The sequence below is a fragment of the Microbacterium sp. NPDC090014 genome (genome assembly GCF_044748285.1).
Lineage (GTDB): Bacteria > Actinomycetota > Actinomycetes > Actinomycetales > Microbacteriaceae > Microbacterium.
Map to the genome: position 1 here is coordinate 357,246 of NZ_JBIVFS010000002.1, position 14,798 is coordinate 372,043.

At 69.5% G+C, this 14,798-nt stretch carries 15 protein-coding genes, 1 tRNA gene and 1 pseudogene; 9 read left to right on the forward strand and 8 right to left on the reverse strand.

Features of this window, described 5'->3' with window-relative positions; genetic code table 11:
- Window positions 1–55 precede the first annotated feature (55 nt).
- Window positions 56–131 (forward strand) — tRNA-Met (locus ACIPV5_RS15125).
- A gap of 17 nt (window positions 132–148) precedes the next feature.
- On the opposite strand, the gene ACIPV5_RS15130 is transcribed toward ACIPV5_RS15125, so the two are convergent.
- Entirely contained in the window at window positions 149–760 is a 612-nt protein-coding gene (locus ACIPV5_RS15130) for a TetR/AcrR family transcriptional regulator (protein ID WP_187250297.1), read from the reverse strand.
- Window positions 761–830: 70 nt separating this feature from the next.
- Here ACIPV5_RS15130 and ACIPV5_RS15135 point away from each other — a divergent pair, with 70 nt between their 5' ends.
- The 3 genes from ACIPV5_RS15135 to ACIPV5_RS15145 all read left to right on the forward strand — a co-directional run bounded on the left by ACIPV5_RS15135 (window position 831) and on the right by ACIPV5_RS15145 (window position 3,775).
- Entirely contained in the window at window positions 831–2,144 is a 1,314-nt protein-coding gene (locus ACIPV5_RS15135; RefSeq protein ID WP_400341699.1) for an MFS transporter, read from the forward strand.
- 34 nt (window positions 2,145–2,178) lie between these two features.
- A complete protein-coding gene (arfB, locus tag ACIPV5_RS15140; protein ID WP_400341701.1) occupies window positions 2,179–2,616 on the forward strand; it encodes an alternative ribosome rescue aminoacyl-tRNA hydrolase ArfB in 438 nt (145 codons plus the stop codon).
- Between the two features lie 67 nt (window positions 2,617–2,683).
- Complete coding sequence (locus tag ACIPV5_RS15145) at window positions 2,684–3,775, forward strand: ATP-binding protein (RefSeq protein ID WP_320490407.1); 1,092 nt, start codon at window positions 2,684–2,686, stop codon at window positions 3,773–3,775.
- 21 nt (window positions 3,776–3,796) lie between these two features.
- Here ACIPV5_RS15145 and ACIPV5_RS15150 read toward each other — a convergent pair whose 3' ends face one another.
- The 3 genes from ACIPV5_RS15150 to ACIPV5_RS15160 all read right to left on the reverse strand — a co-directional run bounded on the left by ACIPV5_RS15150 (window position 3,797) and on the right by ACIPV5_RS15160 (window position 7,643).
- Window positions 3,797–4,744, reverse strand: coding sequence for a DUF1214 domain-containing protein (locus ACIPV5_RS15150; RefSeq protein ID WP_400341704.1), 948 nt, complete (start codon window positions 4,742–4,744; stop codon window positions 3,797–3,799).
- A gap of 63 nt (window positions 4,745–4,807) precedes the next feature.
- Window positions 4,808–6,883: a bifunctional lysylphosphatidylglycerol flippase/synthetase MprF gene (locus ACIPV5_RS15155; RefSeq protein ID WP_400341706.1), complete on the reverse strand. Its 2,076-nt coding sequence runs from the start codon at window positions 6,881–6,883 to the stop codon at window positions 4,808–4,810.
- 4 nt (window positions 6,884–6,887) lie between these two features.
- On the reverse strand, window positions 6,888–7,643 hold the full coding sequence (locus ACIPV5_RS15160; RefSeq protein ID WP_400341708.1) for a hypothetical protein: 756 nt from the start codon (window positions 7,641–7,643) through the stop codon (window positions 6,888–6,890).
- A gap of 85 nt (window positions 7,644–7,728) precedes the next feature.
- Here ACIPV5_RS15160 and ACIPV5_RS15165 point away from each other — a divergent pair.
- A pseudogene (locus ACIPV5_RS15165) lies at window positions 7,729–7,851 on the forward strand (PQQ-dependent sugar dehydrogenase); the annotation flags it as partial.
- Window positions 7,852–7,878: 27 nt separating this feature from the next.
- Here the strand turns inward: ACIPV5_RS15165 and ACIPV5_RS15170 are convergent.
- Window positions 7,879–8,868, reverse strand: coding sequence for an oxidoreductase (locus ACIPV5_RS15170; protein ID WP_400341709.1), 990 nt, complete (start codon window positions 8,866–8,868; stop codon window positions 7,879–7,881).
- Between the two features lie 49 nt (window positions 8,869–8,917).
- Here ACIPV5_RS15170 and ACIPV5_RS15175 point away from each other — a divergent pair, with 49 nt between their 5' ends.
- On the forward strand, window positions 8,918–9,319 hold the full coding sequence (locus ACIPV5_RS15175) for a MerR family transcriptional regulator (RefSeq protein WP_400341711.1): 402 nt from the start codon (window positions 8,918–8,920) through the stop codon (window positions 9,317–9,319).
- Window positions 9,320–9,334: 15 nt separating this feature from the next.
- Here ACIPV5_RS15175 and ACIPV5_RS15180 read toward each other — a convergent pair whose 3' ends face one another.
- Window positions 9,335–9,988 (reverse strand): DsbA family protein, encoded by a 654-nt coding sequence (locus ACIPV5_RS15180; RefSeq protein ID WP_400341713.1) that lies wholly within the window; start codon window positions 9,986–9,988, stop codon window positions 9,335–9,337.
- 83 nt (window positions 9,989–10,071) lie between these two features.
- Window positions 10,072–10,488, reverse strand: a complete 417-nt coding sequence (locus ACIPV5_RS15185) for a hypothetical protein (RefSeq protein ID WP_400341715.1) — start codon at window positions 10,486–10,488, stop codon at window positions 10,072–10,074.
- 88 nt (window positions 10,489–10,576) lie between these two features.
- Between ACIPV5_RS15185 and ACIPV5_RS15190 the strand changes: the two genes are divergently transcribed.
- Genes ACIPV5_RS15190 through ACIPV5_RS15200 form a run of 3 tightly spaced genes read left to right on the forward strand, consistent with a single transcriptional unit; the run spans window position 10,577 to window position 13,493 of the window.
- Complete coding sequence (locus ACIPV5_RS15190; protein ID WP_053097541.1) at window positions 10,577–10,945, forward strand: PLD nuclease N-terminal domain-containing protein; 369 nt, start codon at window positions 10,577–10,579, stop codon at window positions 10,943–10,945.
- On the forward strand, window positions 10,942–12,606 hold the full coding sequence (menD, locus tag ACIPV5_RS15195) for a 2-succinyl-5-enolpyruvyl-6-hydroxy-3-cyclohexene-1-carboxylic-acid synthase (RefSeq protein ID WP_400341718.1): 1,665 nt from the start codon (window positions 10,942–10,944) through the stop codon (window positions 12,604–12,606). The genes ACIPV5_RS15190 and menD overlap by 4 nt, the downstream gene beginning before the upstream one ends.
- 44 nt (window positions 12,607–12,650) lie before the next feature.
- Window positions 12,651–13,493 carry a polyphosphate kinase 2 family protein gene (locus ACIPV5_RS15200; protein ID WP_320490394.1) on the forward strand — a complete coding sequence of 281 codons (843 nt, stop codon included), beginning with the start codon at window positions 12,651–12,653 and terminating at the stop codon, window positions 13,491–13,493.
- A gap of 22 nt (window positions 13,494–13,515) precedes the next feature.
- Here the strand turns inward: ACIPV5_RS15200 and ACIPV5_RS15205 are convergent, their stop codons facing one another.
- Window positions 13,516–14,781 (reverse strand): isochorismate synthase MenF, encoded by a 1,266-nt coding sequence (locus ACIPV5_RS15205; protein ID WP_400341719.1) that lies wholly within the window; start codon window positions 14,779–14,781, stop codon window positions 13,516–13,518.
- Window positions 14,782–14,798 lie beyond the last annotated feature (17 nt).

The window sequence follows — 14,798 nt, forward strand, 5'->3', positions numbered from 1 at the left end:
AATCCCCGCAACGTTCCTGGTCTTCCCGGTCGGGGCCGGGTAGCGTCGTTCCCATCGCGGCGATCCGGGCGGTCCCGGGCCTCAGCTCATACCTGATGGCGTTGCGGGTTCGACTCCCGCCGTCGCGTCCACTTCACCGGTGACGCAGTCAGTCCTCGCCGGTGATCCGCGCTTCGACCGGCGCCCATCCGTTCTCGAGCACGGTGAATCCGGCGGCGAGGATCCCGAGCTGGTCGTCGCTCTCGTTGACGAGCAGCTGCATCTGCAGCACGAACCGCGAGTACACGCGGATCTCCGGGGTGGCCAGGGTCAGTCCCAGTTCGACCGCGATCGCATCCGCGAGCGCGTCCTCGTGTCGCAGCCACATCCGGGCGGCGTATTCACGCAGCGCCGGCGTCTCGTTGAGGAACCGCGAGAAGACCTGCGACACCTCCGCGCCGTGCTCGGCGAGGTTCGCGTGCACCTCGGCCGTGTAGAAGTCGTGGATCGCGCGGTTGATGGTGACGCCCGCGGCGCGGTCGCGAACGGCGGAGACGAGCCGGTCCCGCTGCTCGTCGTCCTCGTCGAAGACGAGCGCCTCCTTCTGCGGAAAGTGCGCGAACACCGTCGTCGGGGAAACGTCGGCTGCGTCCGCGACCTCGCGGATGCTGACGTTGTCGAACCCGCGCTCGAGGAACATCATCGTCGCGACGTCGGAGATGTTCTTGCGCGTCGCGGCCTTCTTGCGCTCGCGGCGACCGATCGGCTCAGCGTTCGTCATGCGTCCACGATATCGCGAACCCGATCCAAAACTGGCTTGACAACAAAACTGGTATTGATACAGTTTCGGAGTGACTTCACTAAACACATCGCTCGCGCGCAGCGACAAGCGCGCCTGGACCATGCTCATCGTGCTGACGATGCTCACCGTCGTCGGCATGACCGTCGTGCTTCCCGTCCTGCCGTTCGTCGTGCTGCAGTACGTGTCGCATGAAGGCGACCTCGCCATCTGGGTCGGCATCCTCGAAGCGATCAACGGCCTGTGCGCCTTCCTGGTCGCCCCCTTCCTCGGTCGCCTGTCCGACCGCTTCGGGCGACGACCGGTGATCATCGCCGCCGCCTTCGGAGCGGCGTTCGCCATGGCGCTGTTCGGCATCGGGGGAGCGATCTGGGTGCTCGTGCTCGCGCGTGTCATCCAGGGACTGACCGCCGGCGACCTTCCGGCCCTCTTCGCCTACCTCGCCGACATCACGCCGCCCGAGAAGCGCGCTCAGCGGTTCGGTCTGCTCGGTGCGCTCTCGGGAATCGGCATGATGATCGGACCCGCGATCGGCGGACTGCTCGCGGCCGTCAGCCTGCAGCTGCCGGTCTTCCTCACCGCAGCCGTCGCCCTCGTGATCGCGATCCTCAGCATCTTCCTGCTGCCCGAGAGCCTCGCGCCCGAGAACCGGATCGAGCGCATCTCGGTGCGCGAGATCCAGCCGTTCGGCGTCTTCAAGGAAGCGTTCGGACGCAAGGAGCTGCGTGGTCTGATGATCGGATTCGGCCTCCTGGCGCTCCCGTTCGGCTTCTTCGTCAACAACTTCAGCGTGCTCGCGCTGGACTCGATCCAGTGGGGGCCGACGCAGATCGGTCTGCTCACGGCAGGCGTCGGCATCATCGACATCCTCATCCAGGGCGTGCTGCTCGGCATCCTGCTTCCTCGCATCGGCGAGCGCGGCGTGATCATCAGCGGCATCGTGGCGCAGGCGATCGGACTGGCCGGGCTCGCTGTCGTCGCGTCGATCTTCGCGCAGCCGTGGGTGTTCATCGTCGGTGCGCTGATGCTCGCTGCAGGGCAGGGCGCCTCGACCGCGGCGATGGACGGAGCCATGTCGAACGCGGTCGGCGACGACGAGCAGGGCTGGCTGGGCGGAGCGACGCAGTCGCTCAACGCCGCGATGAACACGGCGGCCCCTCTGATCGCCGGTGCGCTCTATGTCACGGTCAGCCATGCGGCTCCCTACTGGCTCGGCGTCGCGCTGATGATCGTCGCCGTGATCGTCGTGTCCCGTGCGCACATCGCGAACACGGCGAAGAAGGATGCGCGGACGCAGGATGCAGGGGCAGAAGTGGAGGCAGGCGCGAGAGGCGTCCTGGTCGCGGTCACGGACGCCCGCAGCTGAGACGCAGGCTCCGCAGCCGGGGGATGATGGACACATGCCCAGTCCTCATCGCCCCGGTCTGCGGGTCTCGTCGGGTCTCACGATCCCCGAGGCCGAGCTGTCGTGGCGTTTCTCGCGGTCGTCGGGCCCCGGCGGACAGGGTGTGAACACGGCGGACTCGCGGGTCGAACTCCTCTGGGATGCCGCGGGCAGCACGACGCTCACCCCGCACCAGCGTGATCGCCTCCTCAATCGGCTGAGCGGGCGTCTCGTGAACGGCGTGCTGACCATCGCCGCATCCGAGCACCGCGCCCAGCTGCGCAACCGTGACGCTGCACGTGAACGACTCGCGAGCATCGTCGCCGAGGCGCTGCGTCCGCCGGCGCCGCAGCGCCGCGCGACCAAGCCGAGTCGAGGGTCGAAAGAGCGGCGGCTCAAGGCGAAGCAGCGGCGCACCGATGTCAAGCAGCTGCGCAGGCGCCCGAGCGACTGACCCGCGCATCGCACCGACAAGGTGAGGTCCGCTTTCGCCACCCGCCCTCTGCGGGCACTCTGAGTTCATGACCGCACTCACCATCGGCACACCTCTCGACAGCGGGCTCGGAACCGTCACCCTCGATCCGCGGCGCTTCAACCGGCACACCTTCTGGTGCGGCCAGAGCGGCAGCGGCAAGACCTACGCGCTGGGCGTCGTGCTCGAGCAGCTCCTGCTCGAGACCGAGCTGCCGATGCTGATCCTCGACCCGAACGCCGACTTCGTGCGGCTGCAGAGCACGCGGCCGTCCGCGGCCCCGCATCACGCCGAGCGCATCGCGGACTCCGACATCCGGGTGTTCCGCTCGGGGCGCGTCGACGGCGAGCCGTTGCGCGTGCGCTACATCGATCTGTCGCCGGCATCCAAGGCAGCCGTGCTGCGGATGAGTCCGATCCAGGATGCCGAGGAGTACAACGTCCTCCTCCATCTCGATCAGAACGCGAGGCTGCTCGGCTCGGATCGCATCGTGCCCCACCTGCGCGACGGCGGGCACGACGCCCGCAACCGACTCGCCGACCGCATGGAGAACCTGCAGGTGCTGGAGTGGGAGCTCTGGTCCCGCGGCGAGGCGTCGGTCGTCGACGTGATCGAGCAGCGGCCGCGGGTGACGGTGCTCGACCTCGGCGGATTCGACCACCCCGCCGAACCGAAGGTCGCAGCCCTCGCGGTGCTCGAGCACCTGTGGTCTCGTCGCGAGGAGCGAAAGCCCCTGCTCATCGTGATCGACGAGGCGCACAATCTGTGCCCTCCCGACCCGCGCACCGAGGTCGAGCGGGCGCTCACCGAGCAGCTCGTGCAGATCGCCGCCGAGGGTCGCAAGTTCGGGCTGTGGCTGTTCCTGTCGACACAGCGGCCGACGAAGATCCATCCGAACGTGCTGTCGCAGTGCGACAACCTCGGTCTGATGCGCGTCAACGCGCCGCGCGACCTGGCGGAGCTGGCCGAGGTGTTCGGCTTCGCGCCGGAGGAGGCGATCCGCAGGTCCCAGACCTTCACGCAGGGTCAGGCCCTCTTCGCCGGGGGGTTCATCGCCGAGCCGACCTTCGTGCAGATGGGGGAGCGACTGACGGAGGAAGCGGGCGGCGACGTCTCGGTGCCGCTCCGCTCGACCCCGTAGCGCCACCCCTCGGGTGCGGGATCAGCTCGCCGTGAGCGCGGGGAACGCCCACGTGCCGTCCAGCACTTCGGGTCGAGGTCGGTAGAGACGCACCAGGTAGTTCCACCCTTGCGTGAGGGGAAGCACGTTGGGCAGTGCGGGGTCGCCGCCGAAGCGCACGGTGATCGACCCGTCCGGATCCCGCACGCCCGTCACGCTGTTGACGCTGTATGCACCGGCGTCGTTCGGAGCGAAATAGCCTTCCGCGTCGTACAGCGAGACGGACCAGAAGCCGTCCACCGGCACGTCGCCGACCCGCAGCGTGTACTCGCCGACCGGGAGCCGGGGATCGACGTTGATGTAGAAGGCCTCGTTCTCGGGCAGACCGCCCCAGGCGGCTGCGGTCCCCAGAAGGTGCCGCACGGGGTCGACGTCCTCGGCTCGACCGAAGCAGCGCTCCAGACCGCCGAGGCCCTTCGCGAGGGTGAGGATCGCCTGGCGGGTCTCGGCGAAGCTCGATTCGTCGTAGGACGGCGCAGCGAACTCTCGCGCGCCGGTCGAGCTCACAGCGAGTTCGTCCTGCAGGGCGTTCACGATCGAGACATCATCAGGATCCTCGGAATCCACCAGAATGCGAGTGGCCGCGAGCACGAAATCGGAACCGAGGTCTTCGGCCGAGAGCGAGTGGACGCCGGGCTCATGCAGCACCCGGTCGATGTAGTGACCCTCGTTCACCAGCATCACCGAGACGTACCGGTCGCCGGCATCCGGCACGGTGATCGTCGCCCCTTCGGAGATGTCGATGATCGCAGCGCTGTAGAGGGTGTCGCGATTCATCCTGATCACGGTCTGCTGGTCGATCGGCGTGGGCACTCGATAGTGGTTCCACCGGTTGGAACCGCCGGCCGACGCCGCGATCGCGGCGAACATGCGGGCGGTCTCGATCTCGGCGAAGTTCGCGAACGTGACGGGAACGGAGGTGTCGGTCATGGCTTCATCCTGGCGCTGCCGGTCTCGGCGAGCGCGGAATCATCACCTCAGGAAGGTGAGGCCTCAGTCCTTGCTGCCGCGCACCAGCTCCAGCCCCGCTCCCGCGAACTGCCTCAGCGTCGCATCCGGCAGGAACGCGCGGGTGAGCGCTGTGCCGATCGCCGCGAGATCGCTCTCGTCGCGGAAGAGCAGATACATGGTCTCGTACCGCGGGTGGAACTTCTGCTTGAAGCGGTGCAGCGAGCCGAAGCCGTACACGGGCTCGAGCGCTTCGGCGAGGCGTTCGCTGAGGACGGCGATGATGCCCGCGTCCGGCGGATAGTCGTGCGCGAGCGGAGCACCCGAGAGCGACATGATCTCGGCACCCTCCTCGGAGAACTGCTTCGCGGACGAACCGATCAGGTACTCCATGACCGGTGCGAAGCCGCCGTCGCGGCGGCGCATCAGGTCGAGCGTCCAGCCGCGCACGACGCCGCCTTCGCCATAGACCGGCAGCCACGAGAGGAAGCCGTCGACGTCACCGTTCGGGGCGATCGCGAGAGCGAGTCGCACCTCGCGGTCCTCCGCCTCATCCAGCGTGCCGAGAGTGAACCGCATCTCAGGCAGGTCCTTGTCACCGACCCATGCCTCGGAGATCGCACGCAGCTGCTGCCGTACTCCCCACGATTCGTCCGCCAGGCGCGTCATCCGGAAGGTCATCTCCTCGCGCCCCGCCCGATTGAGAGAGCTGCGCACCGAGTTCCAGCGCTTGCCGGTGAACTCCAGGCCCGGCAGGTCGACGATGGTGTCGTCGGCGACGACCAGGCTGCGCCAGCCGGCGGGCACAGCGGCCCGGGTGGCGTCGTCTGCACTGAAGAAGCACGGGACGAGGCCCACCAGCTCCGCCGTGCGGATGAACTCTGTGACGGCGACTGCGCGGGATGCGGGCGGTCCGATCGGATCCGCGAGCGCGAGCGCCACACCGGCCCGTCGCTGGTAGGCGACGATCCCGGCATCGCTGCGGGCGTAGCTGTTGCCCTCCCAGGTCGTCATCCACGACAGGGTGCCCCCGCCGTGCGCGCGCAGCTCGGTCTTCACGTCGTCGACCGTGGGGGCCGGCTGGATGCCGAGGAGAGACTTGCGCTTCGCCCGGAACGCACGGCGCACGGCGATCAGGTAGACGAGCAGGATCACCCAGAGGAAGCCGTTGGCGAGCGCGAGCTCCGTCTCGCCGTCCCACCGCAGATCGATCTGCGCCTGCGAGAACACCGTGATGAGGATGAGGACCAGAGCTGCGACCAGGATGTTGAAGAGCCCGAGCAGCATCACGAGAACCCACGCCCAGCGACGGCCGCGCAGGAGTCCGTTCACGAGAACGACGATGACGACGAGGTCGAGCGCGAGGTCGATGAACCCGCCCGACGCGGGCTCGGTCGGGCCGAACGGGCCGTCGGTGGCGACGAGAGTCGTGATGATCTCGACCGCTCCGAGCACCATGAGCGAGATCACGGCGATCAGACGCTGCTCTCGCACCGTGGTCCGCTGCACACGCAGGGTGCGGTCGACGACGAGGATGAGCAGCACCGCGAGCAGGTGCTCGAGATCGGCGACCGCACCCCAGAACAGCATCGCGATGAACACGAAACCGAGCAGCACGAGCCAGCCGCGCACTCGCCATGGCGGGCGGAAGAGCCCGATCGCGGCGGCGATGCACGCCATGGTGCCGCCGGAGGCGCCGACATCGAGCGCCTGGGCCTGCTCCTGAGCCCACGCCCAGGGCAGTTGCGAGGCGACGAACAGGACGAGCGCGGTGGCGAGGATCGCGAAGAGCTGTCCGACCCAGTAGTACGCGAGGGCGACCCTGGTGCCACGTCGGTATTCGAGATACGCCATGCCCCAGAATCCCGAGATCGTGAACAGGTACACCCACGGCTCGTTGACGAAGAACGTGCCGGTGAGCGGCGTCCACCACATCCCCTGCGCGAGGTTGGGCAGGCCGTATGCGACGGTGCCGAACAGGTCGGTCTTCTCGAACGGGGTCCACAGGCCCTGCCAGATCACGCCGACGGCGAGGATCACAGCCACCATCGTGAGGGTGGCAGGAATGCGCCGCAGTACGGCGGCGACGCGATGCGATGTGGGGGTTCGCGCCTCGGTCATGCGCTCAGCGTAGCGACCGACCGTCGCCTTCCGGAGTGGAACGTCGTGGCGCGTGATGGCTCCATGCCCAGCGGTAGCCGACGCCGCCGAACGTCATGAAGCCGGCGGCGAGCACCAGTCCGGCGACGATGCCGAGCGCGATCGCCCCGGCGAAAGCGCCGCCACCCGCGATCACGGCCGAGCCGACGAGCATCCCCACGACGCAGGCGTTCACGACGATCAGCAGCATGACCGAGCTGCCGAGCAGGATGCTCAGGCGACGGGGACGGAGGAACGAGTACGTGCGCTTCATCCCCGGTTCGTCGTCGTGCGGCGAGGCGAGGAAGACATCGGCGACCTCCGGATCCAGGTCGACGTACGCGCCGCGGATGCGGTTCATCGCGACGACGTACATCATGTCCTCCTCCGACACGTTCATCACGCGCACCTGGGTCATGAAGCCGATGACCGCGAGGAACGCGAGGATCGCGAGTGACGCGCCGCCGAACCACCCGCCGAAGTCCGACGCCTGCCCCAGCAGTCCGATGGTCACGAGTCCGGCGGAGACGAGGGTCAGGAAGATCGTGATGCGCGACAGCACCTCGCTCTGCGCGGTGCTGCGGGCGGCGAGAAGCCCCCAGTGCTCGGTGGCGAGAAGCTGCGCACGGCGGCCCAGCATCGCATCCGACTCCCCGCTCGTCCGTGGCGGCGCGACATCGTCGTGCGGCCCTGCCGGCCCCTCCGCAGGCACGGGCTGCTCCACGGAAGCGCCCTCGTTCATATCGGTATTGTGCTCCTGCATCCGACTCTCCGAAATGGGTTCATCGGCACGCACACCCGGTCGACGCTGTCGCTCGGCGTCGATTCCGCGTTTGCGCGACGTCGTCGCCGGACCGGACGGCATGCTCTGGGTGCTCACGAACAATACCGACGGACGCGGAAGCCCCTCGCCCGGCGACGACCGCATCCTCCGTCTCGCCGCCGACTGACGGAAGCCGCCCGACGCGGGCCGCCGCTCAGGCGAAGCCGTCGACTCCCGTCGCGGTGACCGAGAGCGCCCACAGCCGCTCGGCGGCCTCGGGATCGATCGCCCAGTGCTTCACGCCGCCGGTCGTCATGTCCGTGTGCTCGGGCGGGACGATGCCCTTGATCGAGCAGTCCTCGCAGTACGCGCCGCTGCGATCGGCCAGCTCGGGAGCCGTCGCGGCCCAGAGACCCGTCGACGCTCCCTCTGCCGGCGTCTTGAAGCGCGGGTTCGGCGTTCCGTCCTCGTCGATCCATCCGCGCGAGATCAGCTCCTCGCGGGGCACGTGCCGCTGCAGGTCGGTCATGATCCCGCCCGGGTGCACCGAGAAGGCGAGGATGCCGCGGGTCGCGCCACGACGGGCCAGCCCGACGGCGAACAGCGCGTTCGCCGTCTTCGACTGCCCGTAGGCGACCCACGGGTCGTAGGGCGTCGTCTCGAAGTCGATGTCCTCGAATCGCACGGGGGAGCGGAAGTGCCCTCCCGAGGAGTAGGAGACGACGCGAGCGCCCTCCGGCAGCAGGTCGGCCACTCCGTTGACCAGGGCGAAGTGGCCGAGGTGGTTGGTGCCGAACTGCGACTCGAAGCCCTGCGCGGTGTGACCGAACGGGGTGGCCATGATGCCGGCGACATCGAGCACGAGATCGATCGGGCGTCCGTCGCGACGGACGGTCTCGGTGAACGCTGCCACCGAGTCGAGGTCGCCGAGGTCGGCGCTGCGGACGTCGACCGCGTCGATCCCTGCGAGCGCCTCCTCGGCGGCGTCGAGGCGACGCGCAGGCACGATCACGCGCACTCCGGCATTCGCGAGCGCACGCACCGTCTCGAGTCCGAGTCCCGAGTACCCGCCCGAGACGATCACGGTCTTGCCCGAGAGGTCGACCTCGGCGATCACCTCGGCCGCAGTGGAGCGATAGCCGAACTCCGAGGCGAGGGGCTGCTGACGGGCGATCATGTCGAGAGGGGGGAGTGCATCTGTCATGCTCCGACCGTACGATCTAGAGTGCACTCGAAGTCAAGGAGGAGTCCTCGTGGAGGATGTGATCGACACGACGCGCACGTTCAGCATCGGCGAGCTCGCCCGTCTGGCCGGCGTGAGCGTGCACACGCTGCGCTGGTACGAGGCAGAAGGGCTCTTCCCTCGCGACGTGCCGCGCACCTCCGGCGGTCGGAGGGTCTACGCCCACGACTCGCTCGCGTGGCTCGCGCTGCTGGCGCGACTGCGCGAATCCGGCGCCCCCATCGCCCTGCTGCGTGAGTACGCCGCCCTGGTGCGCGTCGGCAGCGGCAACGAGGCCGAGCGTCTCGCCCTGCTGCGCGCGCACGAGCGCTCTCTCGACGCGCAGATCGAGACGCTGATCGCCTGCCGTCAGGTCGTCAGCGCGAAGGCGGGCGCGTACCAGGAGGCGCTCCTCGCCCGAGGACTCCTCTGACGACGGCTCTGCTGGCTACCTCTCCACGGCATTCTCCAGAGCCGCTTCGAGGTCCCCCCACGCCTCCAGCGACACGGGCTCGCCGTCGATGAAGAAGCTGGGGGTGCTGCGCACTCCGAGCCGCTCGCCGTCGCTCCTGTCGGCCTCCACTCGATCGAGTGTCGCCGGGTCGGAGATCGCCGCATCGTAGGCGGCCATGTCGAGTCCGAGCTCGGCCGCGATTCCCCGGAACACCTCGGGCGTCTCCTCGGACTTCTCGCCCCACTGGGCCTGCGTCTCGAAGAGGCGGTGGTACATGTCCTCGAAGCGGTCCTGCTGCGCCGCGGCTTCGGCGGCGAGAGCGGCCTGCGTCGAGTTGATGTGACCGGGCAGAGGGAAGTACCGCACGACGTAGGTGATCTCGCCCGAATACTCCTCGCGCAGGTCTTCGACGATCGGATAGAACGCTCCGCAGGCCTCGCATTCGAAGTCGAGGAACTCGACGACGGTGACGGCGTCCGGTCCTCCGTCGTCGAGGACGTGCGAGTCGGTGCGCACGGTCTGCCGCTTCTCGCCCTCGGGCGGCAGGGGGTCTGCGGGGCGCTGCGACAGGGCGTAGGCGACGCCGACGATCGCGAGGACGATCGCGGCGGCGACGGTGATCAGGGCCACCTTGGCAGGGGTCTTCATGGGTTCTCCAACGGTTCGGATCAGGCAGGGTGAGTGAGCCGCGACGAGCGCGGCCGGGGTCGCCGACGAGCGGCGTGCCTGATTCAGGTGCGGGAGACCGAGAGCTGAGCGAGGGTGAGCGCGGGGACGTGCAGACGAGGACCCGCGCGGCTCGGAGCCGATGCACGCACCACCGCAGCGCGACGGATCAGCGGCGCGCCTCTGACGGAGCGCAACGAGAGCAGCACGAGGAGGACGCAGCAGAGCGCCGCGACCATGACGACCCCGACGTCGTCCGATGGAGCGGACTCGACCACGCTCGTCTCGTCGTGGTGCGCCGTGACCGACGCGACGCTCGCGCCCGGAGCGAGGCACAGCGTCGTGTGCGCATCCGCCTTGCCGTGCGACGCCGACCACGCGCCGATGACGAGCAGCAGGGCGAGGCCGAGGGCGAGAGCGACCCGGAGGATCAGCATCCGCTCGACGCCCTGGTGACGCAGCGGCATCGACGGGGCAGGCATGGTCCGCGCAGTCTAACAATCGGGCATCGGCGCCCGCGCTGAGCGCCCAGGCAGATCCACGCGTCACAGACCCGCCTACACTGGAGGGGTGGCGAGACTGTTGATCGTTGGCGGCTTCCTGGCCGCCATATTCTGGGTGTACAGCATCGTCGACTGCGCAGTGCAGCCGCCGACGCGACACCGGGGCGTGCCCAAGGCCGCCTGGATCGCCATCGTCATCCTCATCCCGGTCATCGGGGGCATCCTCTGGTTCACGATCGGCCGACGCCGCGCGAACGACAACGGCGGAGCGATCACGATCATCGCGCCCGACGACGACCCCCAGTTCCTCCGCAGCATCAGCAAGAGCGAGCAGGATGCGCGCATCCGCCGTCTCGAGGAGGAGCTCGCTCGTCTCGAGGACGAGACCGACGACGGAGCCGCACCGGACGGTACGGCGCCGGACGCGCGTCCGTGACCTCATCGCCCGCGACGGATGCTGCGGCATCCCTGATCGCCGACCTGATCGGCCACGGCGTGCGCGATCTCGTGCTCTCGCCGGGGTCTCGATCTCAGGCGCTCGCGCTCGCCGCGGTGCATGCCGCGAATCAGGGGCAGCTGCGTCTGCACGTGCGCATCGACGAGAGGGTCGCAGGATTCACCGCGCTCGGTCTCTCGCGTGAGACGGGTGTGCCCGCGGCGGTGCTCTGCACTTCGGGGACCGCTGCCGCCAACCTCCTTCCCGCAGCGATGGAGGCCTTCCACTCGGGGGTGCCGCTGCTGCTCCTGACGGCCGATCGGCCGCCCGAGCTGCGCGGAGTGGGAGCTAATCAGGCCACCATCCAGCCGGGCATGTTCGCCTCCTGGGTGCGCGAGCAGATCGATGCCCCCGTGCCGGGCGACGGTGACTGGGCGGGTCTCGCGATGCGCGCCGTCGCCGCGGCGATGGGCGCGGATGCCACCCACGGTCTGGCCGGTGTCGCCGGCCCCGTGCACCTGAACCTGCCGTCGCGCGAGCCGCTGTCGGGCGACGTCCCGACCGTCGACATCGTGCCGGGCGACGTGCCCAGACCGGTGGCGGCAGAACCGCTCCTGCTCGAGCGGGGGCCGCGCACGGTCGTCATCGCCGGCGCCGACGCGGGACCGGATGCCGAAGAGATCGCGCACGCCGGATCCTGGCCGTTGATCGCCGAGATCGTCAGCGGTGCGCGCTTCGGCCGCCAGGTCGTGCACGGCTATCGTGCGCTGCTGCGCGACGACGAGCTGGGCGGCCGCATCGAGCGCGCCGTCGTGCTCGGGCACCCGACCCTCAGTCGTGAGGTGGCTCGCCTGCTGTCGCGGCCGGATGTCGACGTGATCGCCGTCCGACGTGGCGGCGAGGCTCTCGATCTCAACGGCCGCACGACGGCCGCGGCGTCCGTGTCGGTCGCACCCGGCGTCGCCGACCGCGAGTGGCTCGGTGCGTGGCTCACGTCATCCGCGGCTCACGCCGTCGATCTCAGCGAGCGGGCGCCCGACCAGGACGGTCTCACGTCGACCGATCCGTCGGCGCGGCGCGACGCGGTGAAGGCCGAGCTGGCGGCGGTGCGCCGGCCGCTCGACCGTGAGCTGCTCGCCGACGCCGTCTGGCGGGCGACCTGGCCGCACGATCGACTCGTCTTCGGCTCGTCGCGGCTCGTGCGGGTGGCCGATGCGGTGCTCGGTGGCAAGAAGGTCCCGGTGCGCGCCAACCGCGGGCTCGCGGGGATCGACGGCACGATCGCCACCGCCACGGGCATCGCGCTCGCCAGTCAGGCCGGGGGAGCGCCCGGGGTCACCCGCGTGCTGCTCGGCGATCTGACCTTCCTGCACGATGTCGGCGCCCTGCTGCTCCCGCCCGACGAGCACGAGCCTCGCATCCAGGTCATCGTGGGCAACGACGGCGGCGGCACGATCTTCGACGGCCTCGAGGTCGCGGGCACGGCGGATCGGGCCGATCTCGATCGCGCGTTCTACACGCCGCACGCGGTGCGGCTCGAGCAGCTGGCACTCGCCTACGGATGGGAGTACCAGCGCGTGACGACCCGCACGGCACTCGACCAGGCCCTCACCACCCCGGCCGGTGGCCGTCAGCTGATCGAGGTCCCGCTGTCCCGCTGAGAACCTTCGCCTCCGCTGCGGATATCCAGTGGCAGGATGAACGCATGACAGCGCATGAGTGGGCCAAGGCCCTCCAGGTCGGCGACGGATTCCGCCTCTCCGACCTCGATCCGCAGAGCACCCCCGGCTACAGCGGCGCGAAAGCCGACGGCAAGCGCGATCTCGAGGCGGGCCTCGACGAGCTCAATCAGCTGCAGGAGCGGCTCTTCGCCGAGAGCCGCGTCGGCGTGGCGAAGGACTCGGTGCTGCTGATCCTGCAGGCGATGGACTCCGCGGGCAAGGGAGGCATCGTGCGCCACGTGGTCGGCGGGGTCGATCCGCAGGGCGTCGCGCTCACGGCGTTCAAGGCGCCGACCGACGAAGAGCTCGAGCACGACTTCCTGTGGCGTGTGTCCAGGCGCCTCCCGGAGCCCGGGTTCATCGGCGTCTTCGACCGCTCGCACTACGAAGACGTGCTGATCGGCCGGGTGCGTTCGCTGGCCCCGGCGGACGAGATCGAGCGCCGGTACGACGCGATCAACGAGTTCGAGGCCGCGGTCGCCGCATCGGGCACGCGCATCGTCAAGGTCATGCTGCACATCTCGCCCGACGAGCAGAAGTCGAGACTGATGGAGCGGCTCGAGCGACCCGACAAGCACTGGAAGTACAACCCGGGCGATGTCGACGAGCGACTGCTGTGGGACGACTACATGGCGGCGTATCAGATCATGTTCGAGCGCACCTCGACCGAGCCGGCTCCGTGGCATGTGATCCCGGCGAACCACAAGTGGTTCGCCCGCCTCGCCGTGCAGGAGCTGCTGCTCGACGCGCTGCAGCGCATCGATCCGCAGTGGCCGGCGGCCGACTTCGATGTCGACGCGGAGAAGGAGCGCCTCGCGGCGAGCTGACCGCGGGCGGTCCGGGCGCGGGTCAGGCGAGCGCGTCGACCAGCGGACGGAACTTGACCCGGGTCTCGAGCAGCTCCGACTCGGGGTCGGAGCCTGCGACGATGCCTGCGCCCGCGTAGGCGGTGACGGCGATGTCGGTCTCGGCGGGGGTGAACTGCGCGCAGCGCAGCGCGATCGCCCACTCGCCGTTGCCGGCCGCGTCGACCCATCCCACCGGACCGGCGTACCGCCCACGGTCGAACGGCTCGAGCTCGCGGATAGCCGCGATCGCCGCAGACGTCGGGGTGCCGGCCACGGCGGCGGTCGGATGCAGGGCCCCGACCAGGTCGAGTGACGAGCCGCCATCGGCCAGCTCGCCCTCGACGTCGGTCGCCAGGTGGAAGAGGTTCGGCAGCTTGAGCAGGAACGGCTGCTCGCTCGCCGCCAGCGCGCGGGTGTGCGGACGCAGCGAGGCCAGCACGCTCTGCACCGCGTACTCATGCTCGTCGAGGTCCTTGGTGCTCGAGGCCAGGTGGCTGGATGCGACGGTGTCGGCATCCGCGTCGGCTCCGCGTCCGATCGTTCCGGCGAGCACGCGGGCGGTGACGGTGCGCTGCTGCACGGTGACGAGGGTCTCGGGACTCGCGCCGATCAGCCCGTCGACCGCGAACGCCCACGTGTCGGGGTATCCGGTCGACAGCGCGCGCACGAGCCGGCGCAGGTCGGAACCGGCCGGGATGCTGCCGGTGAGGTCGCGTGCGAGCACGACCTTGCTGAGCTCGCCGGCGGCGATGCGTTCGAGTGCCTGGCGCACCGAGTCCTGATAGCCCTGCGGGCTCTGGGCACCGGGGCCGACGGTGCCGGCCCAGTGCGGGCCGTAGGCGATCGTCGCCGCCTCAGGCTGCGGCTCGGTTGCGGGTGCCGACGCCGACGACGAACGGATGCGGGTGATCCAGGTGCGCCCGTGGTGTCGACCGATCACGAGCGCCGGCACGACGAGGATGCTGTCGGCGGCGGAGTCCTCGTCGAAGGTCAGCGCACCGAAGGCGACCAGTCCGGAGCCGGGGAGCCCGAGCTCGTCATCGATCTCGGCGTCCTGCGCGAGCTCTCGCCATGCCCGAGCGATCGCAGCGGATCGCAGGGCCGCTGCGCCGGCGGGGATGCGGACCGTCTCGACGATGGCGTCGCCGACGGCGACGATGCCGTCGCCGCGGCGCAGCCAGGCGAGAGGCCGCGACGGGTCGGCGTAGGCCAGGAGATCCTCGACCGGATCGATCTCACGGGTCTCCACGACCAGCCTGCTGCTCACCCCTCCAGCCTAGTTCG

What these genes read in the sequence shown, in the direction of transcription:
- ACIPV5_RS15130 (WP_187250297.1), bottom strand. Translation starts at nt 760, where the DNA reads ATGACGAACGCTGAGCCGATCGGTCGCCGCGAGCGCAAGAAGGCCGCG.
- arfB (WP_400341701.1), top strand. Translation starts at nt 2,179, where the DNA reads ATGCCCAGTCCTCATCGCCCCGGTCTGCGGGTCTCGTCGGGTCTCACG.
- ACIPV5_RS15145 (WP_320490407.1), top strand. Translation starts at nt 2,684, where the DNA reads ATGACCGCACTCACCATCGGCACACCTCTCGACAGCGGGCTCGGAACC.
- ACIPV5_RS15150 (WP_400341704.1), bottom strand. Translation starts at nt 4,744, where the DNA reads ATGACCGACACCTCCGTTCCCGTCACGTTCGCGAACTTCGCCGAGATC.
- ACIPV5_RS15155 (WP_400341706.1), bottom strand. Translation starts at nt 6,883, where the DNA reads ATGACCGAGGCGCGAACCCCCACATCGCATCGCGTCGCCGCCGTACTG.
- ACIPV5_RS15160 (WP_400341708.1), bottom strand. Translation starts at nt 7,643, where the DNA reads ATGAACGAGGGCGCTTCCGTGGAGCAGCCCGTGCCTGCGGAGGGGCCG.
- ACIPV5_RS15170 (WP_400341709.1), bottom strand. Translation starts at nt 8,868, where the DNA reads ATGACAGATGCACTCCCCCCTCTCGACATGATCGCCCGTCAGCAGCCC.
- ACIPV5_RS15180 (WP_400341713.1), bottom strand. Translation starts at nt 9,988, where the DNA reads ATGAAGACCCCTGCCAAGGTGGCCCTGATCACCGTCGCCGCCGCGATC.
- ACIPV5_RS15185 (WP_400341715.1), bottom strand. Translation starts at nt 10,488, where the DNA reads ATGCCTGCCCCGTCGATGCCGCTGCGTCACCAGGGCGTCGAGCGGATG.
- ACIPV5_RS15200 (WP_320490394.1), top strand. Translation starts at nt 12,651, where the DNA reads ATGACAGCGCATGAGTGGGCCAAGGCCCTCCAGGTCGGCGACGGATTC.